We start from the raw sequence: 25,006 nt of genomic DNA on the forward strand, positions 1-25,006 counted from the left end.
CCGGCGAGTACGCGAGGCCGAAACAAACTCGATTCTTACCGCCGTTGCCGGCGACGGCTGACAGTCTTGCTTAGTCGCGCTTAAGCGACATGAGCAAGCGTAGCACATAGTAGAACAGCAGGATGACCGAAGCGAACAAAGCCAATGACGCCGCCACATACTGATCGGTGCGGTAGTGGTGCAGCACGTTCGACGTGTCGTAGAGAATATACCCGCAGGCCAAAGCGATGAGCGCGCAGGTGAAAATCACCCCAAGCTCAAAATTAAAGATGGCCGCGACGACGATCATGCCTAGCGCCGCGAAGCCCGCAAACATCAGCACCGAGCGCAAGAAGGAAAAGTCCTTGCGGGTGAACAGTACCACGGCGGTCAGTCCGGAAAACATGACGCCGGTGATCAGCGCGGCCGACGGAATGACCTGCGGCCCGGCGAAACGTTGCGCCACCCACAACAGCGGCACGCAGATGATGGCCTGGGCCACCACATAGAGGGCCAGCCCAAAGTACTGCGTCGACAGGCTGGTGGTCGACTGCGCCCAATTGCTGGCGATTGTCGACACTAGCATGAACGCGCCCAGCACGATCAGCCAGCTCCAGCGCCCGCTGACCATCAATTGCACCATGCCGTCGATGCCGGGCAGGTTGAGCAGCACCGCCTCCAGCGCCACAAAGGCGGCCACGGCGCCCGCCAGATGCAGGTAAGTCTTGGTGATGAAGTCGGCCCGTTCGTTCTCACCGGCGTGGGCAGCGACCCCGCCTAATCCGACTGCGTAAGGATTTTCGTACGAGCTCATGGGAGCCCCTTTCCTGTGGGGAGAAGGAGTAGGAGATACTGTGAGGGAGCGCAGGGCTCGCCGGTGGCCAAATACAACGCCGCTGTGACGATCGCCACTACTGCCAGAAATCTACTGCGGGAGTCGATTGGGGGCAAACGCATTTCGCTGCTGAAAAACGGTTGCTTGACACCCCTTAAAGGCGTCTCGACAATCGGGACGCCTTTGTCCGCTTCCAGCCCTCGTTTTCGAGTCACCGCTTGGCACGCTCTCAGGCCGCCGCCGACGCCAAGCGCCGTGCGAAACGCGTGGCCCAACTGCTGCGCAAGCACTACCCCAACGCCGAATGCGCGCTGCGTTTCGCGAATCCGCTGGAATTATTGATCGCGACGATTCTATCGGCCCAGTGCACCGACCAGCGAGTGAACCTGGTCACGGCCGAGTTGTTCAAGAAGTACCGCACGGCCCAGGACTATGCGCGTGCGCCGTTGGCAGCGCTGGAGCGGGTCATCCAAAGCACCGGCTTCTTTCGCAACAAGGCGAAGAACATTCAGGCCTGTTGCCAAAAGCTGGTAGCGGAGCATGGCGGCGAAGTGCCGTGCGACCTCGACCAATTGGTCCAGCTTCCTGGTGTGGGCCGAAAAACCGCCAACGTGGTGCTGGGGACGGCCTTCGGCATCGCTTCGGGCGTGGTGGTCGATACCCATGTCTCGCGCATCACCTACCGCCTTGGCCTGACGCGGCAGACCGACGCGGTGAAAATCGAACGTGATTTGATGGAGCTTCTGCCAGCCAAGGAATGGATCGATTTCAGCCATCGGTTGATTCATCACGGACGCCAGGTCTGTCTGGCGCGTAAGCCGCGCTGCAGCCGGTGCCCCTTGGCGGCCGATTGTCCGCGAGTGGGAGTCAAAGTCAGCGAGTGAGTCATTTGTTATGCTGACGGTCCGCGTCGCGGGGCGCCAGCAACCGCAATATCAAGTCGACAACCGCCGTCGGGAGCCGTGGCGATGATTCTTTCCGGGTTGGAAATCCAACGACGCCTGGGAAATGAGGTCAAGATCGAGCCGTTCGACGAGGCCAACCTCAATCCGAACAGCTACAACCTGACCCTGCACCACGAACTGCTCGCCTACGAAGAGGTGGTGCTCGACATGCGCAAGCCCAACCGCTTTCGGCGGCTGGTGATCCCGCCCGAGGGTTTGGTGCTCAGCCCCAATCAGTTGTATCTGGGGCGCACGATCGAACTGACCGAGACGCACGATCTGGTGCCGATGATCGAGGGGCGCTCGTCGGTGGGGCGGTTGGGGTTGTTCGTCCATGTCACGGCCGGTTTTGGCGACGTCGGCTTCGCCGGCTACTGGACGCTGGAGATGTTCGCGGTGCAGCCGATCCGCATTTATCCGGGGGTGCAGATCTGCCAGATCTTCTACCACGAGATTCGCGGCGACCACACCGAGTACATGGCCAAGTACCAGCACAACCGCGACATTCAGCCGAGTCTCTTGTTCCGCGAGTTGCAGCCCGACGCCGAAAAAGACCCTCAGCTTAAGCTCGAATTTGGGTACGAGCGGGTGAAATAGCGCGCTGGCGCCGCTGGCCGCTTACATCACCGCGAAATAGTTCTCCACGGCGAAGTCGAAGTTCTCGCGGGTCATCTCCTGCGGGCGGTCTTGATAGAAGCAGAAGTTGCGCACTTGCATCAGCAAGTCGCGCGGCTGGCAACAGCGGAACGGGCGTTTGACCGACTTGTAGTGCTTGTCGACCAGATGGTCCACCGCTTCCTCGCGATGGACAAAGCCGAGCTTGGGCGCCATCAGCCGGAACAGCTCGCGGAACTCCTCCTCGCTGGGGTCGATCACGTCGATCTTGTACGGAATACGCCGCAGAAACGCCTCGTCCACCAGGTCCTTCGGTTCCAGGTTGGTGGAGAAGATGATGAGCTGATCGAACGGCACCTGAATCTTCTTGCCGTTGGGCATATTGAGAAAGTCGTAGCGCTTTTCCAGCGGCACAATCCAGCGATTCAAGAGCTCGTCAGTGCTCATCCGCTGACGGCCGAAGTCGTCGATCACCAGCGTGCCGCAATTGCTCTTCATCTGCAACGGCGCCTCGCAGATGTTGGTTGTTTCGCTCGCGGTGATTTCCAGGCTGCTCATGGTGAGCTCGCCGCCGACGACGATTGTGGGGCGGCGAATGCGCACCCAGCGTTTGTCGACGCGGCTCTGGTCCAATAGCCCGTCGTGCGAGTCGAGCGGGGCCTCCTCGTGGTTGGCCGGGTCGAACAGGCGGATGATGTTGCCGTCGACGCTGATCGCCCGCGGAATCCAGATCGTTTGCCCAAAGGCGCGGGTGGCGCGTTCGGCGATGCTCGTCTTGCCGTTGCCCGGCGCCCCATACAGGAACAAACCGCGGCCGGAGTTGATGGCGGGGCCCAGGCGGTTGAGCATCCGCTGGCTGAGCAACAAGTCGGAGAACGCGCGGCGCAGGTCGTCGACGGTGGGGCGCTGCTTTTCGATCGACTGCGCTTTGACGCTGGCGATGTAGTCGGTGAGGGAGACGGGCGTGGCGCCAAAGTAGGTGCAAAACTCGAACAGCCGCCGACCCCGTTCGCGCCCCATGTCGGTGATCGTGTAGATGTAGTCGTTCATGGGCGCCGAGCCCTTGAAGACCAAGAGTTGATCGTTCTTCATCTGCCGCAGCAGTTCTTCGATCAACTTGAATGGCAGGCGCACTTGGTCGGCCGTCTCACGGCCCGACGCCGCGCCCCGATTGAGCAAGAACTTGAGGATCAGCGTCTCCACCTCGGTGTCGGTGATGCCGGCGTCCGCGAAGGTCGCCGGCTCCATCGGCACGAACTCGCCGCGTTCCGAACCGGTGTTCACCTCGGCTCGACCGGGGCTGGTCACCAGGCTGCTGATTCGCTGACACATCCGGTCGAGCGTGGAGTCGGCGGGCGGCGAGGCAGGCGCGCTTTCGACTTTGGCGTGCGTCGGCACATCGTGGTTGGGCTGCGTCGAGCGGACCGACTGCCAAGCCTCGGGATCGGCCCCCGATTTGTTCAGCGACGCCAGACGCTTGAGCAATGTGTCGGTGCTGTTTTCGGGCATGGGTAGCGACTATTGAGGTTTGTGGCTAGGGACCTGATTTGGCATCTCAAACCTAGAACGCGCACTCCACCGGAGCAAACCGGCTGGCTGGCCGGTCGTAGCGTCTTTGCCGAGCGCGCCGCCCCAGCCGCGCGCCAACCCCAAGACAGTTTCTCGACGATGGGCTAGAATCCGGCTGCCAACGCCGATGAAAGCCCGAGCTTCGGTTCTCCCCTCCAACCGAACCCGGCGAGTTGCGGATTATTTGGAAAGAGGAGCCTGAAATGAACGCGGCCGGTCAAAAGTTCGATCCCTTTCATGCGCGCGACACGTTTGACACGGGCAGCGGCCAGGCCGGGATATATCGGCTGTCGAAGTTGGAACAGGCGGGGCTCGCCAAAATCAGCCAATTGCCCTACTCGATTCGCGTGCTGCTCGAATCGGCGCTGCGCAATTGCGATGGATTCCTCGTCACCGAGGACGATGTGAAGAACCTGGCCGCCTGGAACGCGAACAGCTTGCCCGAAGCGGAGATTCCCTTCTTGCCGGCGCGGGTGGTGCTGCAAGATTTCACGGGCGTGCCGTGCGTTGTTGATCTGGCGGCGATGCGCACGGCGATGAAGCGATTGGGCGGCGATCCCAAGAATATCAACCCACTCATTCCGGTCGATCTGGTCATCGACCATTCGGTGCAAGTCGATCGCTTTGGCACCGACCAGGCGCTAGCGCAAAACGTCGATCTGGAGTATCAGCGCAATCAAGAGCGCTACGAGTTTCTACGCTGGGGTCAAAAGTCGTTTGACAACTTCCGCGTGGTGCCGCCGTCGGTCGGCATCGTTCATCAGGTGAACCTCGAATTCCTGGCGAAGGGGGTGTTCATCCGCCAAGACAAAAATGGCGACGTGGCGCTGCCCGACTCGCTGGTCGGCACCGACAGCCACACCACCATGATTAACGGCCTTGGCGTGGTGGGCTGGGGCGTGGGGGGCATTGAAGCCGAGGCGGTGATGCTCGGTCAGCCCATTTATATGTTGATTCCGGAAGTGGTCGGCTTTGAGCTGACGGGCCAACTCAAGCCGGGCACCACCGCCACCGATCTGGTCCTGACCGTCACGCAGATGCTGCGCAAGAAGGGGGTGGTGGGCCGGTTCGTCGAGTTCTATGGCGCCGGCGTCTCGACCATGAGCGTGGCCGACCGCGCCACCATCGCCAACATGGCGCCCGAATATGGCGCCACGATGGGTTTCTTTCCGATCGATGCGCATACGATCGCCTACCTCAAGCAAACCGGCCGCACCGACGCCGAGGCCATGCTGGTCGAACGGTACGCGAAGGAACAAGGCCTGTTCCGCACCGACGACGCCCCCGCACCGAGCTTCACTTCGACATTGTCGCTCGATTTGGGCACGGTTGAGCCAAGTCTGGCAGGCCCCAAACGGCCGCAAGACCGCGTGCCGCTGGCCGACATGCAAGATGCGTTTCGCAAGGCGCTGGTGGCGCCGGTCGCCGAACGGGGATTCGCCCTCGATGCCGCCGCCCTGCGGCGCACGGGCACGGTCAGCGACAATGGAAACAGCGTCGATATCGGCCATGGCGCCGTGGTGATCGCCGCCATCACCAGTTGCACCAATACCAGCAATCCCTCGGTGATGTTGGCCGCCGGACTCTTGGCGCAAAAGGCAGCGGCCAAAGGCTTGCAGGTCAAGCCATATGTCAAAACGAGTCTGGCGCCGGGATCGCGCGTCGTCACCGATTACTTCGACAAGGCCGGGCTCACCGCGGCGCTCGATCAGTTGGGTTTCAACACGGTGGGCTATGGCTGCACCACCTGCATTGGCAACAGCGGTCCGCTGCCCGACCCCGTGGCCAAGGCGGTCACCTCAGGCGATCTGGTGGCGTCGGCGGTGCTCAGTGGCAACCGCAACTTCGAGGGTCGCGTCAATCCGCTGGTGAAAGCCAACTACCTAGCCAGTCCGCCGCTGGTGGTGGCCTACGCCTTGGCCGGCACCACCGACATCGATCTCAATCGCGAGCCGCTTGGCGCCGGCAATGATGGCCAGCCAGTTTACCTGCGCGACATTTGGCCCACGCAACAAGAAGTGGCCACCATGGTGCGCGACATGCTCGGCCCGGAAATGTTCCGCAAGCAATACGGCAACGTGTTTCAATCGAACGAGCGCTGGAACAAGTTGCCTGTCGGCGGCGGCGACCTTTACGAGTGGGACGCCAGCAGCACCTATATCCAAGAGCCGCCGTTTCTGGTCGATATCGGCGCCGAACCCGAGCCGATTCAGCCGATTCACGGCGCGCGGGTGTTGGCGCTATTGGGCGACTCGATCACCACCGACCATATCTCGCCCGCCGGTTCGATCGCCACGGCCAGCCCGGCCGGCAAGTTTTTGCAAGAGAACGGCGTGCAGCCGTTGGACTTCAACAGCTACGGCGCGCGGCGCGGCAACGATCGCGTGATGACGCGCGGCACCTTTGCGAACATCCGCATTCGCAACCAGGTGGCGCCTGGAACCGAAGGGGGCGTCACGCGCCACTTGCCCGGCGGCAAGGTGATGCCGATCTACGACGCCGCCGAGCTTTACAAACAGGAGGGCGTGCCGCTGGTGGTGATCGCCGGCGCTGAGTATGGCACCGGCAGCAGCCGCGACTGGGCCGCCAAAGGCACCCTGCTGCTCGGCGTGCGGGCAGTGCTGGCGGTCAGTTTCGAGCGAATCCACCGCAGCAACCTGGTGGGCATGGGCGTCTTGCCGCTCGAACTTCCGGCGGGTCAGACGTGGCAATCGCTCGGCATCACCGGCGAAGAGGTGTTTGACATCGAGGGGCTCGACGACTCGCTCAAGCCGCGCGCGCTGCTCAAAGTGAAGGCCACTGGCGCGGGGGGTGATGTGAAGGAGTTCACCTGCCGGGCGCGGATCGACACGCCGGTGGAACTGGACTACTACAAGAACGGCGGCATCTTGCAAACTGTGCTGCGGATGCTGCTCAAGAAGGGGCGCTAACGCCGGGCCTGGCGCGAACCGCACGCCGCCGCCGACTGCGCTGCGCGACGGCGGTCAGCAGCCAAATGCCGCCAAACACCGCCACGAACTGCGCGGTGCGCGGCTCTGGCGTCAGCCGTACGAAGCGGCGTGCATTGATGTAAGTCTCGCCCGACGGTCGCGCCAGTCCCGCGCGCGCCACCAATTCTTGATCCGAGATTCGGTAGGCAGCGGTGTCGATGCCGTAGCCGTCGGCCACGCTTTGCAAAAACGCATTGGCGATGATTCCTTGCGGCACTGTGCCCGGATGAAATCCATCGCTGAGAAACAGCGCCGGTCCCACGAGTCCTTCCCCGGTATCGGCCGGTGGCGAAACAAGCGGCAGCGGGTACCCGGCGATCGCGAGGGGACTTTCGCTTACTAGGTCGGCTAGCGCCGCAAGATCGACCAGCGGCGCCGCCGCGCCGGTCCGGACCAGCCCCAGCACGACGACAACGCTGAGTAGACGACCTATGCGGCATTCAACGTGTTGCCAATGGCGTCGCACGGAGTATCCTTCGCCGGCCAGTGAACGGTGATCGTGAGGCGTGCACCGGGTTGGTGACCAACTTCCACGCGGCGCGCGTGCCAGGAGCATCGGCCATGGCGCTAGTTGGTGTGGCCAGCGCGGCGACAGGAGGCGAACGGAGGCTGGCTAGCGCCGCGTTGATGACATGCGCCGAATCGTCTGATGCGCCTTCGGGCCACAACATGCGCACGATCCACTGGTCCTCGAACGTGGGCGCGCGCACCAGCACCACCTCGCGCCTCGGCGAGCGTTCGATCAACCGCTCGCAGGTGGTTTCCCGCGTGGTGTAGGCGTCGTGTCCCTGCAATCGCAACAGCACGGCCAAGCCGGCCGCGCGCTGAGGAATAGCGTCCACTATCAAGACCGAGATCATAGAGTTTCCTCCCGCCGCGAATTTAAAAAACACTCACGCGGAACCGCTCATTCCAGCGTGAGTGTTCGATTGGCCTTTCGGCCTGCGCCTATATTTAGAACGCTGTTTGCAGGAATAAACCGACATCTTGGCGCAAGAACGCGCAACGCATGCGGCGCCGGCCACGTCGCCCAGTTCGCCCTTCGCCAATTGCGCGCGCTCATTACGCAGCCAGTGCGACAAAGCGCCGGCCAGCGCCGCAGCGGAGGCATATCGCTCCACAGGCTCACGGGCCAGGCATTTCAGACAAATCCGTTCGAGCTCGTCCGGCACGTCGGCGCGCGATTGCCTTAACGGCCGGGGAGGGTGGCCCGAGAGCAGCCAGTTGGAGGTCGACGTGAAATCTTCGGCCTGAAATGGCGGCGAGCCGGTGAGAAGCTCATAAAATATGGCGCCGAGCGAGAAGACGTCGGTCCACGGTCCTGAGCGCACGCCGGGTTCCGTCATTTCCTCGGGGGCGATATACGGCACGGTGCCTAGCGCCGGACAGATTGACGGCTGGCGCGAGTCGCCGCCGCCTGGGTTCCAATAGCGCGCCGACCCAAAATCGCAGATCATTGGCGTCGACCAGCGGCGCCGCCCCAGTCGCACACCATGGGCGTTCCCTGGTTCACACGGCGCCAAAAGCACGTTGCTTGGTTTGAGATCGCGATGCAACACGCCTTGGCCATGGGCGTAGTGCATAGCGACCGCCAGGAGCGAGACGAACCGCATGGCGGCGCCGATCGGCATGGGCGACGAAGTGGATCGGAGCCAATCGCGCAGCGTGCTCCCCGCGCACCAGGGCTGCACGGCATACAAAAACGGACCGGTCTCGGCGGCCTCCAAGAGCGAAACGATATTGGGATGGTTTAGCCGCGCAGCCGCTCGCATCTCCATCAGAAACATCGGCTTCCATCCGGCGCAGCGCCGCAGTCGCGGCAACGGAAGTTTGATGGCCACGCGCCTTTCGAGCAGTTCGTCCCACGCGGCCAGCACGATCCCATGCCCTCCCTCGGCGACGCGCGAGATAATGCGAAAACGCCCGAGCTGGCAGGGTAGCGGAGACGCGGAGCAAGGATCGTCGCGGCCTTCCTCATCGACGGCATCGACTTCAGTCAACAATTCATCCACGCTCAACACTGACGCCGCGGCGTGCAAGTCGCGCAAGCACTTTTTCAACTCAACGGTCGCCAATGTTTCGGTTGTGTGCGTCTCGGCAGCCGAAGTTCGACCAAGCCATTCGTCGTACTCGGTCAGTGCGCTGGTAAGCCGATCGATTGCGACGGCGCTGCGCGATGAGGCGCTCTCCACCGCCGTCGATCGCGCGGCCCAGATCAATCGCGAGTCGCCAGTTTCAGTCGACATTGCAAACACGCCAGTGCTCGAGTCCAAAGTTTTTGCGAGGCCTTCGTCGAACGCCCCATGCGCCGTCCGATCTCCTGAAAGGGCAATCGCTCCCAATTGCGTAGGATGAGCACGCGGCGATAGTCGTGCGGCAGGGCGCGGATGGCCTGCCGAACTAGCGCCGACTCCTCGTGGGCGATGGCCAGCGCGCACGGGGTGCGCTCGGCGTCGGCCAACGTCGGCGAGCGATCGCGCGCAACCGAGTCGAGCGTCACCTCGCGCGCCAACCGACGCTTGAGCGTGTCGCGATAGCGGCGCCGTGCGGTGTTGCAGCGGCGCTGCAAGATGCGCATGAGCCAAGCCAGCAGTTCGGCTTCGGATTCGCCAGAAAACCGGTCCACCACCTGGTATGCGGTTTCGAGAGTTTCTTGGACTAGATCCGAGGGGCTCGCCTTGGTCTGCAAGTCGGTGCTCAAGCGCCGCGCTGCGGCCGACAGCAGATAGCCGCGATAGAAATCGAACAGTTGCTCCAGCGATTGCGGCGCAGTTGTGCGAACGCCGTGCGGTTGAAAACCGCCGAGTGGTCGAACGTTTTTCGAATCCAGCGCGCGCATTTCCATGCCGGATAGCCTTTGGCGTCGCCCACTCTAGGTTGTGTCACGCGGAACCCTCCACGCACCCCTCTAATTAACTAGACGAGAAAAGCACCCCTCACCGGACAAACTATTAATGCGTGGGCAAAACCAAATTGCCGCGCGCAAAAAAAAAAGTTCGCGCGCCGCGAGTTTTTCACCGTCCGATTTTTTTCTGTTCAGATTGTCGCATCTCGACCGCCTACGTCCTTATTCAATAGGGACACGTGCAGCGCGCAAGGCATCATCGGAAGGCGACGAGCGTCATGAACTCGGCTTCATTCACCATCAAGTCGCTGTGCAAACTATTTTGCGGCGAGCACGCGCGCTGCATGGCCGCCGCACTGGGACTGCTGGCGCAGTCTTCTGGCGTCGCGCTCGCCGCGGAGCCGACACCCGCGCCGCCGGCCCGCGATGCAATCGCCATCACGGAGATCGAGGCGGAACCGGCGCTGTCGAGCGCGCTGTTGCCAATTGTCGCCAATGCCGGCCGCGTGCTATACGAGGAAGCTCGCGGCGAGTGGCTGGTGTTGGCCGCGGCGCTCGTTTTTTCGCTGGGATACCGGGGTGGATCGTGGGCAGTTGATCACGCGCCGCGCTCGCTGACATTCTCCCCTATGCAGGCGATGTGGATTGATCGCGCGGAGCTATCCGCGCTGCGCCTCGCCAACGCGGCATACTTTGCCTGCCTGGCCATGTTGGCTTATCGGCTTGCCAAATTGCTAGGTTGGTGATGCACGACGTCGCTTCACATTCAATCGGCGCCGCGCGCGGCGCAGCCGACTGGCGCTGTCCGCTGTGCGGCGCTGGCACCGAACGACGACGCCATTTGTATGGTCACTGGGTCTGTCAGCGCTGTGGCTTGGCATTCGTCAATCGTCGCCGGGCCGCGCTCTTGTTCGACTTGATCCTCTGGCAAGTCGCCTCGGTATCGGCGTGGTTCTTTTCGGCGGCGATTTACATCGCCCTCGAAGGACGCTCCGTCATTGCTGCCGCGCTGCCGGTGGCTACACTCGCACTTACCATCGTCCCACTGGCGGCGCGCGATCATCTGTTGGGCGCCGGCGCCTCGCCGGGCAAGGCGCTCTTTGGTCTGCGGGTGATCGACGCTCGTAGCGGTCAACCGGCCGGGCTGGCAGCGTGCATCAAGCGAACTCTCGCGCTGCTCACACCTTTGAGCGCCATCATCGCCGCGCTACAGGTTGGCGGTGGACAACGGCTTGGCGACCATTGGGCCGGAACGATGGTGATCTGGACGCGGCATCGCGAGCAGGCGGTGTTTCGTCCCAGTCTGGGAGAAGCCGACCACCTGTTGCAAAACATCGATCTGCGCGCGCCGGAAGGGGTAACACTCGAGGAGAATCCTTATCGCGCGCCTCCGGTTACTGTTGGCTGAAATGTTGCTCCGCCGGCATATTCGCACGGCGCCACCAACATTAAACTCGCTTCACGCGCACTTGCTAGCGTTTGACGTTCGGCTCTCTCCGCTTTACCTTGCACCGTTCATGCCGCCAGGAAATCACGAAAGCCAATGGCTTGCGCCGCGCATTTGTGTTGGCCAGTGGCACTTCAACGGAACTGTCTCACCCGCCTTTGTCTGCCAGTAGCAGCTTGTCGCTTGACGGCGGCATATTGCGGCCGCCTCTGGCTGAGAATCGCACCCCATCATGGGCACGAGAGCCCTCGTCCACACTTGAGAAGGATCCAAATGCGCTTACCTGCAATTTGGCGTCGTTCGACGGATAGAATCCCTTCCGCTGCCAAGTCGCGCACTCTGCGCTGCGAGGGGCTGGAAGAACGCCGCTTGCTGTCGATCAATCCTGCCGGACCGGAGTTCTTGATCAACACGGCCACCGTCGGCAATCAGCAATACGCCAAGGTGGCGATGGATGGCAGCGGCAACTTCGTCACGACCTGGGTGAGTTACGGTCAAGACGGAAGCGGCGCGGGAGTCTATGCGCAGCGCTACAACGCGGCAGGCCTAGCGCAAGGCAGCGAGTTCTTGGTGAACACCACCACCGCCGCCGATCAAGCCCAGCCCGTGATTGCCATGAACGCCAGCGGCGCATTCGTCATTGCCTGGACGAGCAAAGCGTCTGGCAACACCGATGTCTACGCGCAGCGTTACGACGCGGCAGGCGTCGCGCAAGGGACGGAATTCCGAGTCAACCAGAGCACGACTTACGAACAGAACTCGCCTTCGATCGCCATGGACGCGGCGGGCAATTTCGCGCTCGCCTGGCAGAGCGGCACGCAAGACGTTCTCACCTTCCCCTTGCCGCAAGACAGCGTGCTGTACGGCGTCTATGCGCGCCGCTACAACGCTGCGGGAACTGCCCAAGGCAACGAGTTTCGTGTGAACAACACCACCGATAGCTTTGAGGGCCTGCCCACCATGGCGATGGACACGGCCGGCAACTTTGTGGTGGCCTGGAACGCCTATGGACAAGACGCCTCGGGCGGTTTTGGAGTTTACGCGCGGCGCTACAATGCGGCGGGTTCGGCACAGGGAACCGAGTTCCTGGTGAACAATACCACGAGCGGACAACAGTTCTTTCCCACGGTAAAGATGCACGCGGGAGGCTTTGCCATCGCCTGGGCGAGCAATCACGGCGATCTGCTGCGCACCGACGCCTACGCCAAACTTTACAATGCCGCGGGAACCGCCCAAGGCAACGAATTCCTCGTCAACACCTACACCGATGGCGAACAGTTCTTGCCGTCGCTGGCCATGGATTCCAGCGGCAATTTTGTCGTCAGTTGGTCCAGCGGTGTGGCAGCCGCCGATCCTCCGCCGGCGCCCAATCTGCAACAGGACGGCAGCCTGTACGGCGTCTACGCCCAGCGCTACAACGCCGCTGGCGTGCCGCAAGGCGCTGAGTTTCGCGCCAATACGTACACCACCGGCAATCAATTTTTCTCGTCCGTAGCCATGGACGACAATGGCAACAGCATTGTCGTGTGGTCGAGCGCGGCGCAAGATGGGTCCGGCTATGGCAACTATGGACAGCGCTACCGCGTCAACTTGCCTCCGGTGGCCGATGCGGGAGGCCCCTATGTGATTGACGAAGGGGGAACGCTCGCGCTCAACGCTTCCTTATCGAGCGATCCCGACCTCGACGCGCTGACCTACACGTGGGACATCAACGGCGATGATGTCTTCGGCGATGCCAGCGGACTGACACCCACGGTGACTTGGGCGCAACTCAATGCGCTGGGAATCGTCGACAACCAAGTCGCCGCCAACATGGTCCGCGTGCGCGTTGATGACGGACAGGGCAATGTCACGACTTCTGCCGCCGTCGCGCTGACGATCAACAATCTGGCGCCCACGATCGACTCGGTTTCCGTGCCCGCCATTCAGGAAGGCGAGAGCCTGGCCGTCTCCGCAGCCGCCAGCGATCCGGCGGGCGTCGCGGATCCGCTCAGTTATTCTTGGGACATCAATGGCGATGGCGTATTTGATGATGCGATCGGCGACAACGCGACGTTGACTTGGGCGCAGCTCGTCGCGCTCGGTATCGCCGATGGGCCCGCCACGCGGCAAGTCACCGTGCGAGTGAACGACGGCGACGGCGGCAGCGTTGATTCGATCCCGGTCACACTGACCGTGAACAACGCGGCGCCCACGGCTGGCGTGAGTGGCCCAGCCACCGCGCCACGAGGCGCAACGGCCACCTTAACCCTCAGCGCCACGGACCCGGCGGGCGCCGATCAGGCGGCGCCTTTCACGTTCGCCATCGATTGGGATGGAAACGGCACGGTGGACGAAACCGCCAGCGGCGCCTCGGGGTTGCAAGTATCGCATGTGTTTAATGTCGCCGGCTTGCAAACGGTGCGCGTCACCGCCACCGACAAAGACGGCGGGGTTAGCTCCAGCGCATCGACAACGATCGATGTGTTGGCATACGCGCTCGTTCCTAATGCTGGCGTTACCGACCTGGTTTGGTACGGCACGACCGCGAATGACGCCGTGGCGTTCTCCGTTGTCGCGCCGGGGACGATCCGTGTCGACAGCACACTGCTGAATGGCTCCGTGGTGAACGAGAGCGTCGATGTGGCTGGCGTGACTGGCGCTGTGGTGGCGCATGGCCGCGATGGCGACGACACGCTCAACGCCAGCGCCCTGTCCATTGTGGCACGGCTCTATGGCGGCCGCGGCGCCGATCTGCTCCAAGGTGGCAGCGCAAACGATATTCTGTTTGGCGAACATGCGACCACGCCCGGCGTCTCCTTGGCCAAGCAATTCCTCGGCAGCGACACCATTCATGGCGGCGCGGGCAACGACACGATCTACGGCGATGGCGATGGTGGCGAAGGCGCCCCAGACACCATCTACGGTGACGACGGCAACGACACGATCTACGCCGATGGCGCCGAAGGCTCGCTGACCTCCGGCGACACCGTCTATGGTGGCAATGGCGACGACGTCATCTATGGCGACGCCGATGGCGGTGAAGGAGGAACCGACCTGCTCTTTGGCGAGGCCGACAACGATATCCTGTACACGGGTGGCGGCAACGACACCGCTGATGGTGGATTGGGCGACGATATCCTGGTGGGCGGCGACGGCGCTGAGGGCGGCAACGACACGCTCAACGGTGGCGATGGGCGCGACGTGCTGATTGGCGACCTTGGCATCGTCACCATCAAGAGCATCACCGCCGGCGCCGACACCATGCATGGCGGCGCGGGAGAAGATTTGCTGGTGTCCGCGATGCACCGTCCCGCCGCCAATGGCGACTTGGCCGCCGTGCGAGCGGAATGGACCAGCGCGCGCACCTATGCGGAAAGGGTGGCGAACCTATCGGGGACGGGCGTGGGTCCGCGCAACAACGGCAATGTCTTCTTGCAGCCGGGAGTCAACATTTCCAACGACAGCGCGGTGGATCAGGTATTCGGCGATGCTGATCAGGACTGGTTCCTGGTCACAATCGGCGTTGACTTGACCCCGGATTGGCTTGTCGAGGAAACTCGCACCGACATCGCCTGAGCGGACGCGCGGCCAGATAGACGCGCGCCGCAGGCCATGACTATCGGGCGAGGAGTCCGCGCATGACCGATCGCGAATCGTTGACGCCGCAATCCGAGCCTTGTCTGGTGACGTGCGAGCTCGATGCGGGTTTCGCTGCCTGGATGTCGCAGCTTGGCGGATCGCTGGCGGTAACCACCTATCAGGCCAACCGCTTGGCGCTTGTCGGTTGGAACGGCGCGCAGGTCTCGCTGTTGATGCGCGAGTTCGACAAGCCGATGGGCCTGGCCGCCCATGAGAATCGGCTGGCGATCGCCACTCGGCACGAGGTGTTGCTCTTGGCCAATGCGCCGTTGCTAGCTCCCGACCTGGTCGAGGAGGAACCGGGGCGCTACGACGCGTTGTATCTACCTCGCGCCAGCTTCATCACGGGGGACGCGAATGTGCACGATGTGGCCTTCGGCGCCGACAGCTTGTGGCTGGTGAACACCAGATTTTCTTGTCTCTGCCAACCGGGCGCCGACTATAGCTTTTTGCCGCGCTGGCGCCCGCCGTTCATTAGCGAACTTGCCCCTGAGGATCGCTGCCATTTGAATGGCCTGGCGATTGAGGCTGGCGTTCCACGATTCGTCACCGCCCTCGGAGAAAGCGACGCCGTGGGTGGCTGGCGTGACCAGAAGGCGCGCGGCGGAGTCGTTGTCGACGTGGCGAACAATCAGGTCGTCCTGCGCGGCTTGTCGATGCCGCACTCGCCACGCATTTACGATGGCGCGCTGTGGTTGCTCAACTCTGGCAAGGGCGAATTCATCTGCGCCAATTTGGTTCGCGGCGACCATACCGTGGTCTGCGCGCTGCCCGGCTACCTGCGCGGCCTGTGCTTCGTCGGCCCCTATGCAGTGGTTGGCCTTTCGCAAATTCGCGAGCGGCACATCTTTGGCGGATTGCCCGTCCATGAGCGATTTAGCCAGTTGCAATGTGGCTTGGCAGTGGTCGATCTGCGCACCGGTCAATCGATTGGCATGCTGCGCTTCACCGCGGGGTGCCAAGAGTTGTTCGATATCTGCTATTTACCAGGCGTCCGGCGTCCGACGGTCCTCAATCGCGAAAGCGAGCAGGCGCGCGAGGCGTTCACCGCGCCGGAGTTCTCTTATTGGCTACGCCCTAGCTCCGAGGTGCGTGAATAGCTCCGATGGGGGGGCGGTGCTCGCGGAATCGAGCGTGCTTTTATTTCCCGCAAAGTCTAGAATAATTGCCCAGGACGCCGATCGAGAATTTCCCACATTGTCGTTCGACAATGGCGTCCGCCAATCCAATTCAAACTCTGCGACCTTTCTTCCCGCGAGGCGCCATCATGCGACGTGCTGCGTTTGGGGTTCTCTTGTTGTGCTCCGTCTTGCTGATCGCGGCGAACGCCGTTGCGGCGGAAGCGATCGGCCGCAAGATCGACGACTTCACTCTGAAGAGTCATTTCGGCAAGGACTACCAACTCAGCGATTTCAAGGATCGCGACGTGGTGGTGGTCGCCTTCGTGGGGACCGAATGTCCCTTGGCGAAATTATATGGGCCGCGGCTGGCCGAACTGAGCGAGCGCTGGGGGGACAAGGTCGCGCTTGTCGGCATCGACTCCAATCAGCAGGATTCGCTGCAAGAGATCGGCGCGTACGCGGTGCGCCACAATATTGAGTTCCCCATTCTTAAGGACACCGGCAACGAGGTGGCCGACAAGTTTGGCGCCGAGCGCACTCCGGTGGTGTACGTGCTCGATCGCGATCGCGTCGTCCGCTACCAAGGGCGGATCGACGACCAGTACGGCTTTGACGACGGAGTCGGCTTTCAACGACCAAGCGCCACGCGCGAAGATCTGGCCATGGCGGTCGACGAACTGCTGGCCGGCAAGTCGGTGAGCGTGCCGTCGACCGAAGCGATTGGCTGCTTCATCGGCCGCGTGCGTCCCGTGAAGGCCGATAGCGCGGTGACCTACAGCAATCAGATCGCGCGCATCTTTCAACAACATTGCCTTGAGTGTCATCGACCAGGACGCATCGGTCCCTTCGCCATGACCAACTACGCCGACGTTGTCGGCTGGGGCGAAATGATTCGTGAGGTCGTCGACCAGGGACGCATGCCGCCATGGCACGCCAATCCCAAGTACGGACATTTCCAAAACGATCTGCGCTTGTCGGACGACGACAAAAAGTTGATCGCCACCTGGGTGGAGAACGGCTGCCCGGAGGGTAACCCGTCCGACCTGCCGGCGCCGAAGGAATTTACCGAAGGCTGGACGATTGGCGAACCCGACCAGATCATCTACGCCACCGAGGAGCCGGTTGATGTGGCGGCCGAAGGAGTGATTGATTACTACCACTTTGTGGTTGATCCCGGCTGGACCGAAGACAAATGGATCATGGCCGCCGAGGCGCGGCCGGGCAATTTGGAGACGGTTCATCACATTCTGGTTTTCGTGGCGCCCCCCAATACCCGCCGTGCCGCGCGCCCGCGCGATGAGGGTGGCGCGGGGGACAAGCCGGAGTCGGCTGCCTCCGACGGAAGCGGCGACGACCAGCCACAGCGGCGACGGCGCCGATTGGCGCAGCGCGGCGGCAACCGCGGCGGTCGCGGGGAATTTGAAGGTGTTGGCCTCACCAACGGAAGTTTGATCGCCGGCTATGCGCCGGGCATGAACCCGATGGTGCAAACCGACGGCACGACCGCCATGCACGTGAAGGCCGGCTCGAAGCTGATCTTTCAAATGCACTACACCCCCAACGGTTCGCCGCAGAAGGATCGCAGCTTTGTGGGCTTTCGGTTTGCCGACCCCGCCAAGGTGACCCACGTGGCGCGGAGCACAGCGGTGATGACCCCCTTCTTTGTGATTCCGGCGGGCGCCGAAGATTATCAGGTCACGGCCGATAACACGCTGGAGCACGACATCACGCTTTTGAACATGACCCCACATATGCACACGCGTGGCAAGGCGTTCCGGTACGAAGCGTTTTACCCCAACGGCGAGCAGGAGATCTTGCTTGACGTGCCGGCCTACGACTTCAACTGGCAAACCACCTATAACCTGACCGAGCCAAAGACCCTTCCCAAGGGAACGCGGCTGGTTTGCACCGCGCATTGGGACAACTCGGAGAACAATCTCTCCAATCCCGATCCGACCAAACAGGTGACCTGGGGCGACCAGACGTTTGAAGAGATGATGATTGGCTTTTATGTCGAGGTTTATCCCAAAGGGAGCGTGCCAGAAAACGCATCGCTCGGCCGCGCGTTTGGCCGAATCGATCCCGAAAAGGTCTTTGCGGCCCTCGACGCGAATCGCGACGGCAAGTTGACCAAGGATGAGTTGCCCGACGAAATGGGCGAACGACTATTGCTGGCCGACCGCGATCGCGATGGCGGCATCAACAAAGAAGAGCTGACCAACATTTTGAAGCTGTTTTCGCGGGGCGGCCCGCGGCGCGACCGTGGCTCCGACGCCGAGCGCGAGCCAGCGGCCGAAACGTCAACAGATGGATAATTGTTGATGGATGGTGGTGAATGGGTTAGCCTAAGGGTCACTTCGGCTGCCGCGCAGGCAGCCACGACCCGCCCGCCCCATGCGCCCCGCCATGTCGCACACCGCTCGTTCCATCGCCCGCCTCGCGCTTGTGAGCTTGCTCGCGGCGCTTTGTTTGATGCTGGAGGTTGCCGGCGGCGCGGAGGCCAATCGCCTTCCGCCGGCGGCGCTTGAGAGTGACTCGTCGCGCGTGATCTTTGAGCTGGATGTGCAGCCGATTTTCACGGCGGCTGGGTGCAACACCGGCGCCTGCCACGGCAAGGCCCGCGGTCAAAATGGCTTTGCGCTGTCGCTGTTGGGGTTCGACCCCAATTTTGACTACGACTCGATCGTACTGCAAAGCCGTGGTCGGCGCGTGTTTCCGGCTGCGCCCGATTACAGTTTGCTGCTGCAAAAGCCCAGCGCCCAACTGCCCCATGGCGGCGGCAAGCGGCTCGATCCCGCCGGGCCCGAGTACCAGACGGTCCGCCGTTGGATCGCCACCGGCATGCCCCGGGCCACCAAGGACGATCCCACCGTCGTGGGCATCGCGCTGGCGCCTGCGCAGCACGTGCTGCCGGCCAACTCGCGCGAGCAATTGGTGGTCACCGCCGAATATTCGGATGGCACAACGCGCGATGTGACCCGCCTGACTAGCTTTGCTTCCAACGAGGCGGCGGTGGTGTCGGTCGACCGACAAGGGCAACTGACCGCCGGCGCGCTCCCTGGCGAGGCGAGCATCATGGCGCGCTATATGGGCAACATCGCCACCTGGAACACGGCCGTGCCGCTGGCCGACTCCGTCGATCCGCAAGTTTACGCCGGGCTGCCACGCTACAACGTGATTGACGGCCATGTTTGGAATCGCTTGCAAACGCTTGGCATCACTCCCAGCGAGCCGGCCGCCGACAGCAAACTGCTGCGGCGACTCTATTTGGACATCATCGGCCGGTTGCCCACCCCGCAAGAAACGCGCGATTTTCTGGCCGACGCGTCGCCCGACAAGCGCGGCGAGCTGATCGACGCGCTGCTGGCGCGTCCGGAGTACGCCGACCATTGGGCCAACAAATGGGCCGACCTGCTGCGGCCCAATCCGTATCGCGTTGGCATCAAGGCCACCCGCAGCCTCGACGCCTGGCTGCGCGACGCGTTTCGGCGCAATCTGCCGTACGACCAGTTTGTGCGCGGACTCGTCACCGCGCAAGGCAGCACTTGGCGCAACGGCGCGACCACTATTTTTCGCGATCGACGCTCGCCGGACGAGATCACCACGCTCGTCAGCCAGCTATTCCTCGGCACGCGGCTCGAATGCGCCAAGTGCCATCAGCACCCATTCGAAATTTGGGGACAGAAGGACTTTTACAGCCTGGCCGCGTTCTTTGCGCGGGTGGGCTACAAGGGTACCGGCCTATCGCCACCCATCTCCGGTGGCGAAGAAATCATCTTCACCGCCGACAGTGGCGACGTCCGCCACCCCTTGACAGGTGAGACGCTGCCGCCGCGTCCGCTGTTTGGCGCGGCGCGCGAGATCGGCCCCGAAGACGATCCACGCGTGGTGCTGGTCGATTGGATGCTGGCCGACGGTCGCCAGCCCTTTGCGCGCGTGGCCGTTAACCGCGTCTGGGCCGAACTGATGGGGCGCGGACTCGTCGATCCGGTCGACGATCTGCGGGCGACCAATCCCCCCAGCAATCCAGAATTGCTCGACGCCCTGGCCGAGGAGTTTCGCGCCGGTGAGTACGACCTGAAGCGATTGATCCGGCTAATCGCCTCATCGTACGTCTACGGTTTGTCGTCGTTGCCGGGCGAGCGCAACGTGGCCGACACTCGCAACTACTCGCGGCACTATCGCCAGCGTCTACGGGCTGAGACGTTGTTCGACGCGATCTGCGACGTGACCGAGGTCCCCGAGTCGTTTGAAGCGATGCCCTCTGGCTCGCGGGCGGTGGAGCTGTGGACGCACCGCGTCGACTCGCTGTTCCTCGACGCCTTTGGCCGTCCCGACGCGAATCAGGACCCGCCGTGCGAGCGCACGCCCGACACGACCATGGTGCAGGCGCTGCACCTGATGAACGCGCCCGGCTTGCATAACAAAGTGGTGAGCGACGCCGGCCGCGCTGCGCGGCTGGCCAAGAGCGATCAGCCCCCCGCGGCGATCGTCGAAGAACTGTATCTGGCGTGCTATTCACGTCCGCCCACTAGCGAAGAATCGGCCGCCACCACAGCGCTGTTCTCCACGGGGGAACGGCGACCAATCGTCGAAGACCTGTTGTGGGCCCTGATTAACTCGCCCGAGTTTGTGTTCAAGGACTAGAACGCGGACCCCCTTGTAGGAGCTTCTCGATGAGCGTCAATCGAAATTGCGAAGGCTTCAGCCGCCGAGATTGTCTGCAATTGGGACTTGGCGTGTTGGCGGGGGGCGGCTTTGTCGATCTGCTGCGACTGGCCGGCCAGGCCAATGAAGCGTCGTCGCCGGCGCCGCTCAAGCGGCCAACGAGCTGCATCCTCATCTGGATGGATGGCGGACCGTCGCACTTCGAAACCTTCGATCCCAAGCCCGAGGCGCCCGCCGAGTTTCGTGGCGAGTTGGGGGCGATCGGCACGAAGATCCCCGGCGTCTACTTCTCCGAGTATGTGCCGCGATTGGCGCAGATGGCCGACAAACTGGCCATTGTCCGTTCGGTGTGCCACAACCAGGGCAACCACGGCGCCGGCAATCACTACATGATGACCGGCTCGCCGCCGCGCATCCCGGTGGGCTGTGGGGCGTTTGTCAGCTTTCATCCCAGCCTGGGATCGGTGGCCGCCTTGGAGCGCGGCAGCCAGGGGGGATTGCCCGCCTACTTTTCCATGCCGAGCATGACGCGCTCTGGCGGACCGAATTTTCTGGGCGCCCGTTATGCGCCGTTCGTGGTCAACGGCGATCCCAATCACAAGGACTTTCGCGTGCGCGATGTGGCGCCACCGGAAGGGTTGGCCGACGACCGGTCGCTCAAGCGCCGCGACCTGCGGGGCGTGGTCGACCGCATGATCCGCATCGCCGACGAGGCGGCCGCCGACCCGGTCAACGCGCTCGATGAGTACTACCAGCAAGGCTACAATCTGGTGACGAGCGAATCGGCGCAGCGCGCTTTCAACATCCACGCCGAGCCGAAAGGGACGCGCGAGGCCTATGGCGAAAACACCTTTGGTCAGCGCGCCCTGCTCGCGCGGCGATTGGTCGAAGCGGGCGTGCCCTTCATCACTCTCAACGAGGGGGGCTGGGATCACCACTCCGACATCTTTGGCGCGATCAAGCGCCGCATGCCTCCCTTCGAGCAGGCGATCGCCGCGCTCATCACCGACCTCGAAGCGCGCGGAATGTTGGAAACCACGCTGGTGGTCGCCTTGGGCGAGTTTGGCCGCACGCCGAAGATCTCCACGCTCGCCGGACAAGACAAGTCCGGCCGCGATCACTGGTCCAACGCCATGTCGATCTTGTTCGCTGGTTGCGGCACGCCCGGAGGCCAAGTGATTGGCGCCACCGACAAGAACGGCTTCGCCCCGATCGATCGACTACTGGCGCCGGAGAATTTCGTTTCGACCGTCTACTCCAAGCTCGGCATCGATCCCAACAAAATGTATTACGCCCCCAATGGCCGGCCGGCGCATCTGGTCAGTAATCCCAATCCAATCAGCGAGTTGATGGGCTGATGTCGCAAAGCCGACTATGGCACGGCGTGTTTGTCGCCTCGGTGATCTGCCTGGTCGCCGCTCCCGCTCTTTTCGGGGCCCCTCCCGATCTCAGCTATTTCTTTCCCGCCGGCGCGCCAATTGGCGCCACAACGCAACTGACCGCGCAGGGCAAATTCGATTCGTGGCCGCCTAAGGTTTGGGTCGATCGCGCCGGCGTGGCGCTCGAACCGCTCCCCGAGTCTGGGAAATTGCAGGCAGTGGTTGCCGCCGACGCGTTGCCGGGCGCCTATTGGGCGCGGCTATACAACGCTCAAGGCGCCAGCCGCCCCGTGCCGTTCGTCGTTGGCCAAATGCCGGAAATCAATGAGGCAGAGCCCAACGATCTGCCGCAGAAGCCACAAGTTATTGCGCAGGCGAATCAGGTGCTAAATGGCCGGCTCGAGCGCACCGGCGATGTCGATTTGTACGCCGTGAGCCTGGCGCATGGTCAGACGCTAGTCGCACGGGTCGACGCCAACCAAGTCCTCGCGGCGCCACTCGACGCCATTGTGCAGGTGCTCGACGAGCGCGGTTTTGTACTGCAAGAGAATGACGACTCGCAAGGACTCGATCCACAACTGGTGTTCACCGCGCCGCGGGCAGGCACGTACCTAGTTCGCCTGTTGGGCTTTCCCGCGGATCCCAATAGTTCCATTTCGCTGGCTGGGCACGACACTTACATCTACCGCCTAACGCTGGCGACTAGCGGTTGGATCGACTACACGCTGCCGCTGGCCGTGGCCAACGGCGAGCAGAGCGTTGAACCAGTCGGCTGGAACATCCCGCCCGAGGCGCGGCAAATCGTTCCAGTTCCTTCGACCGATGGCAAACTGCTATTGGCCCGGCATCCGGCGCTGGCCAATAGCTATATGGTGCCGCGGGTCGACCACGCCGCGATCGTGGAGAGCGAACCCAATGGCGTCGATCAGCCGCAATGCGTGCCGTGGCCTGTGACGGTGACAGGACGAATCGACGCGCCGCGCGACAAAGACGTTTATCAATTCAACGCGCCGGCCGGCGCCAAGGTGCTGCTCCGCGCCGAGAGTCGGGCGCTGGGCTTTCCGCTCGACCCGGTGATCGAAGTTCAAGACGCCGCTGGCAAGTTGCTGGCGCGTGTCGATGACATTGGCGCCGAGCGCGACGGCGAGTTGGTCTTTGCCGTCCCCGCAGCGGGGGACTATCGCGCGCAGATCAGCGATTTGCATCGACAGGGCGGAGAGCGATATGTGTATCGCCTCACCTGCGAGGCCGCGGCGCCCGACTTTGCGCTTTCACTCGATCGCGATTCCTTCGTGTTGGCCGCCGGAGGCAAACTCGAAATCCCGGTTCAGGTGGAGCGGCGCCACGGCTTTGCCGAGCCTATCTCGGTGCGGCTAGTTGGCCTGCCCGCCGGAGCGACAGCAGAGGCTATCACCTCGGCCCCCGAGGGAGACACGGCCAAACAGATCAAGCTGACGATTGTCGCCGGCGCCGAACCATTCACCGGGCCGATTCAGTGCGTGGGAGAGGCAGCCGGCGCGCCCCCCATGTCGCGCCGTGCCATGGCGGCCATCGCCGGACGAACCCAGCGAACCGAGCAGCCCTGGCTTACCATCGCGCCCGCCGAGCAGAAATAGCGCGCGATCGTGCGGCGAAAGTATTGCCCGCGCCGATCTCTCATTGGCGCTCGTTGGCCTCTTGCTTCCGCCACGCGGAAGAAATCTCCTGCCGCCATAAGCGCGCAGATATGATGTGCTCCATTGAGAACACCACGAATCCTGTTGGGAAAGGCAGACCTGTGAAAGCCCTCGCTCAATACTTCAAGGCGACCGTGTTGGGGGGCGCGCTAGTCGTGGCGCCGTTGCTCGTCGGCCTGGTCATCATCGGAGCGGCGCTGCGGCAGACGGCAGACCTCCTGCGGCCGGTCGCCAGGTTGTTTCCCACGGAACAGTTTGCCGGCGTCTTGATCGTCGATCTACTTGCGATCCTGGTGCTGGTGCTGCTCTCGTTCTTCGCCGGCTTGGTGATCGCCACGCGGCCCGGGCGCGCGATGAGCCAGCGTGTCGATTCTATATTTTTGCGTCATTTGCCCGGCTTTTCGCTGGTCAGGGCTTTGACCCACAGCCTAACGGGGAGCGACGCCGAATCACGACTGCCCGCCGCGCTAATCCAATTTGACGATTGCTGGGTACTCGGCTTTGTGATCGAGCGCGCCCCCAACTCGCTGGTCACGGTCTACGTGCCGAGCGCGCCTACTCCCGCAGTGGGGTCGCTTTACTTCATGACCGCTGATCGCGTCCGTCCGCTCGAGGCCTCCATGCTGACGACGGTACGCTCGATCCTGCGTTACGGCGCCGGATCCGGCGCGCTATTGGGCACGGCGCATACGCTGCCGAGCGGCGGTGAACGGCGTGAAGACGCGGAGACGGCAAGTTCATAACGCGCGCCGATGGCCGTCATGCGCGAATCGGCCGTTTAGGGCGCTTCAACGCGATCCTCGGCGACCTGCGCTGGCAATGAGATTTTCGCCGCCTGCGGCGGCTGTATGCGATGAGCTTCGTACCATTTGTGTTCTGGTCGCGCCAGAATCTCGTCAATGACTTTGCGCACCGATTCAGCGGCCTCCGCATTGCCGTGCTCGGCTGCCTGATCGGCCAACTCGCGGGCCTCGGGCACGAGTCCTTGATAGAACCGTTCGGCCACTTCGTACATGCCGTGCCAATGAGCGTAGTCTGGGGCCATCATGGAGGCGCCATGGCGAGCGCGGCGTCCTTCATGGTGCCAAAGGTAGAACCACGTCCACTCGATCGGCTCGTCGAATTCCTGCTCTGAAATGAGCTTTGCCGAACGCAGCGCGCCCATGATCGCTTGTCCTGGCTTGGCGAACTTCTCGTTGTAGTTGATCACGAAGTCGTCGTATTGCTGGTAGAACGCGTTGACATAATTGTCGGTATGGCAATTGGTGCACACCTGTTTCATCCGATTGCGTTTGTTCTGCCAGGTATCGACGATCA

19 protein-coding genes are annotated in these 25,006 nt (G+C 62.7%); 12 read left to right on the forward strand and 7 right to left on the reverse strand.

What is annotated here, in order from left to right:
- Positions 1–70: 70 nt before the first annotated feature.
- On the reverse strand, positions 71–793 hold the full coding sequence (locus K1X71_15375; protein MBX7074522.1) for a Bax inhibitor-1 family protein: 723 nt from the start codon (positions 791–793) through the stop codon (positions 71–73).
- A gap of 239 nt (positions 794–1,032) precedes the next feature.
- On the opposite strand from K1X71_15375, the gene nth reads away from it, so the two are divergent.
- Together nth and dcd are read left to right on the forward strand one after the other, a co-directional pair.
- A complete protein-coding gene (gene nth / locus K1X71_15380) occupies positions 1,033–1,698 on the forward strand; it encodes an endonuclease III (GenBank protein ID MBX7074523.1) in 666 nt (221 codons plus the stop codon).
- A gap of 84 nt (positions 1,699–1,782) precedes the next feature.
- Positions 1,783–2,355, forward strand: a complete 573-nt coding sequence (gene dcd / locus K1X71_15385) for a dCTP deaminase (GenBank protein ID MBX7074524.1) — start codon at positions 1,783–1,785, stop codon at positions 2,353–2,355.
- Between the two features lie 21 nt (positions 2,356–2,376).
- Here dcd and K1X71_15390 read toward each other — a convergent pair whose 3' ends face one another.
- Positions 2,377–3,621 carry an AAA family ATPase gene (locus K1X71_15390; protein MBX7074525.1) on the reverse strand — a complete coding sequence of 415 codons (1,245 nt, stop codon included), beginning with the start codon at positions 3,619–3,621 and terminating at the stop codon, positions 2,377–2,379.
- A 524-nt stretch (positions 3,622–4,145) separates the two neighbouring features.
- On the opposite strand from K1X71_15390, the gene acnA reads away from it, so the two are divergent.
- On the forward strand, positions 4,146–6,872 hold the full coding sequence (gene acnA / locus K1X71_15395; protein ID MBX7074526.1) for an aconitate hydratase AcnA: 2,727 nt from the start codon (positions 4,146–4,148) through the stop codon (positions 6,870–6,872).
- Here the strand turns inward: acnA and K1X71_15400 are convergent.
- From K1X71_15400 to K1X71_15415, 4 genes are read right to left on the reverse strand one after another with little or no spacing between them, the layout of a single operon-like run.
- Positions 6,856–7,398 carry a hypothetical protein gene (locus K1X71_15400; GenBank protein ID MBX7074527.1) on the reverse strand — a complete coding sequence of 181 codons (543 nt, stop codon included), beginning with the start codon at positions 7,396–7,398 and terminating at the stop codon, positions 6,856–6,858. The two genes, acnA and K1X71_15400, sit on opposite strands and share 17 nt — an antisense overlap.
- Positions 7,373–7,792 (reverse strand): hypothetical protein, encoded by a 420-nt coding sequence (locus K1X71_15405; GenBank protein ID MBX7074528.1) that lies wholly within the window; start codon positions 7,790–7,792, stop codon positions 7,373–7,375. Before K1X71_15405 ends, K1X71_15400 begins: the two co-directional genes overlap by 26 nt.
- A gap of 33 nt (positions 7,793–7,825) precedes the next feature.
- Entirely contained in the window at positions 7,826–9,178 is a 1,353-nt protein-coding gene (locus K1X71_15410) for a serine/threonine protein kinase (GenBank protein ID MBX7074529.1), read from the reverse strand.
- Positions 9,148–9,777: a sigma-70 family RNA polymerase sigma factor gene (locus tag K1X71_15415; protein MBX7074530.1), complete on the reverse strand. Its 630-nt coding sequence runs from the start codon at positions 9,775–9,777 to the stop codon at positions 9,148–9,150. Before K1X71_15415 ends, K1X71_15410 begins: the two co-directional genes overlap by 31 nt.
- 278 nt (positions 9,778–10,055) lie before the next feature.
- On the opposite strand from K1X71_15415, the gene K1X71_15420 reads away from it, so the two are divergent.
- The 9 genes from K1X71_15420 (at position 10,056) to K1X71_15460 (ending at position 24,432) form a co-directional block, all read left to right on the forward strand.
- Complete coding sequence (locus K1X71_15420) at positions 10,056–10,523, forward strand: hypothetical protein (GenBank protein MBX7074531.1); 468 nt, start codon at positions 10,056–10,058, stop codon at positions 10,521–10,523.
- Positions 10,523–11,185: an RDD family protein gene (locus K1X71_15425; protein ID MBX7074532.1), complete on the forward strand. Its 663-nt coding sequence runs from the start codon at positions 10,523–10,525 to the stop codon at positions 11,183–11,185. Before K1X71_15420 ends, K1X71_15425 begins: the two co-directional genes overlap by 1 nt.
- Positions 11,186–11,593: 408 nt before the next feature.
- Entirely contained in the window at positions 11,594–14,782 is a 3,189-nt protein-coding gene (locus K1X71_15430) for a hypothetical protein (protein MBX7074533.1), read from the forward strand.
- 62 nt (positions 14,783–14,844) lie between these two features.
- Positions 14,845–15,945, forward strand: coding sequence for a TIGR03032 family protein (locus K1X71_15435; GenBank protein MBX7074534.1), 1,101 nt, complete (start codon positions 14,845–14,847; stop codon positions 15,943–15,945).
- A gap of 167 nt (positions 15,946–16,112) precedes the next feature.
- Complete coding sequence (locus K1X71_15440) at positions 16,113–18,281, forward strand: redoxin domain-containing protein (protein ID MBX7074535.1); 2,169 nt, start codon at positions 16,113–16,115, stop codon at positions 18,279–18,281.
- A 91-nt stretch (positions 18,282–18,372) separates the two neighbouring features.
- Positions 18,373–20,613, forward strand: coding sequence for a DUF1549 and DUF1553 domain-containing protein (locus K1X71_15445; protein ID MBX7074536.1), 2,241 nt, complete (start codon positions 18,373–18,375; stop codon positions 20,611–20,613).
- A gap of 29 nt (positions 20,614–20,642) precedes the next feature.
- Positions 20,643–21,992, forward strand: coding sequence for a DUF1501 domain-containing protein (locus tag K1X71_15450; protein ID MBX7074537.1), 1,350 nt, complete (start codon positions 20,643–20,645; stop codon positions 21,990–21,992).
- Positions 21,992–23,629 (forward strand): PPC domain-containing protein, encoded by a 1,638-nt coding sequence (locus K1X71_15455; GenBank protein MBX7074538.1) that lies wholly within the window; start codon positions 21,992–21,994, stop codon positions 23,627–23,629. The genes K1X71_15450 and K1X71_15455 overlap by 1 nt, the downstream gene beginning before the upstream one ends.
- Before the next feature lie 161 nt (positions 23,630–23,790).
- Complete coding sequence (locus tag K1X71_15460; protein MBX7074539.1) at positions 23,791–24,432, forward strand: DUF502 domain-containing protein; 642 nt, start codon at positions 23,791–23,793, stop codon at positions 24,430–24,432.
- 35 nt (positions 24,433–24,467) lie between these two features.
- Here the strand turns inward: K1X71_15460 and K1X71_15465 are convergent.
- Positions 24,468–25,006: hypothetical protein (locus K1X71_15465; protein ID MBX7074540.1), on the reverse strand; the 539-nt coding region annotated here is incomplete at its 5' end.

Source organism: Pirellulales bacterium, from assembly GCA_019694455.1.
Classification (GTDB): domain Bacteria; phylum Planctomycetota; class Planctomycetia; order Pirellulales; family JAEUIK01; genus JAIBBY01.

Bases quoted from the DNA above. Each gene is read 5' to 3' on its own strand.
- K1X71_15405 (MBX7074528.1), bottom strand. From the start codon at position 7,792: ATGATCTCGGTCTTGATAGTGGACGCTATTCCTCAGCGCGCGGCCGGC.
- K1X71_15375 (MBX7074522.1), bottom strand. From the start codon at position 793: ATGAGCTCGTACGAAAATCCTTACGCAGTCGGATTAGGCGGGGTCGCT.
- dcd (MBX7074524.1), top strand. From the start codon at position 1,783: ATGATTCTTTCCGGGTTGGAAATCCAACGACGCCTGGGAAATGAGGTC.
- K1X71_15410 (MBX7074529.1), bottom strand. From the start codon at position 9,178: ATGTCGACTGAAACTGGCGACTCGCGATTGATCTGGGCCGCGCGATCG.
- K1X71_15390 (MBX7074525.1), bottom strand. From the start codon at position 3,621: ATGGAGCCGGCGACCTTCGCGGACGCCGGCATCACCGACACCGAGGTG.
- K1X71_15435 (MBX7074534.1), top strand. From the start codon at position 14,845: ATGACCGATCGCGAATCGTTGACGCCGCAATCCGAGCCTTGTCTGGTG.
- acnA (MBX7074526.1), top strand. From the start codon at position 4,146: ATGAACGCGGCCGGTCAAAAGTTCGATCCCTTTCATGCGCGCGACACG.
- K1X71_15445 (MBX7074536.1), top strand. From the start codon at position 18,373: ATGTCGCACACCGCTCGTTCCATCGCCCGCCTCGCGCTTGTGAGCTTG.
- K1X71_15420 (MBX7074531.1), top strand. From the start codon at position 10,056: ATGAACTCGGCTTCATTCACCATCAAGTCGCTGTGCAAACTATTTTGC.
- K1X71_15455 (MBX7074538.1), top strand. From the start codon at position 21,992: ATGTCGCAAAGCCGACTATGGCACGGCGTGTTTGTCGCCTCGGTGATC.
- K1X71_15450 (MBX7074537.1), top strand. From the start codon at position 20,643: ATGAGCGTCAATCGAAATTGCGAAGGCTTCAGCCGCCGAGATTGTCTG.
- K1X71_15440 (MBX7074535.1), top strand. From the start codon at position 16,113: ATGCGACGTGCTGCGTTTGGGGTTCTCTTGTTGTGCTCCGTCTTGCTG.
- K1X71_15415 (MBX7074530.1), bottom strand. From the start codon at position 9,777: ATGGAAATGCGCGCGCTGGATTCGAAAAACGTTCGACCACTCGGCGGT.
- K1X71_15425 (MBX7074532.1), top strand. From the start codon at position 10,523: ATGCACGACGTCGCTTCACATTCAATCGGCGCCGCGCGCGGCGCAGCC.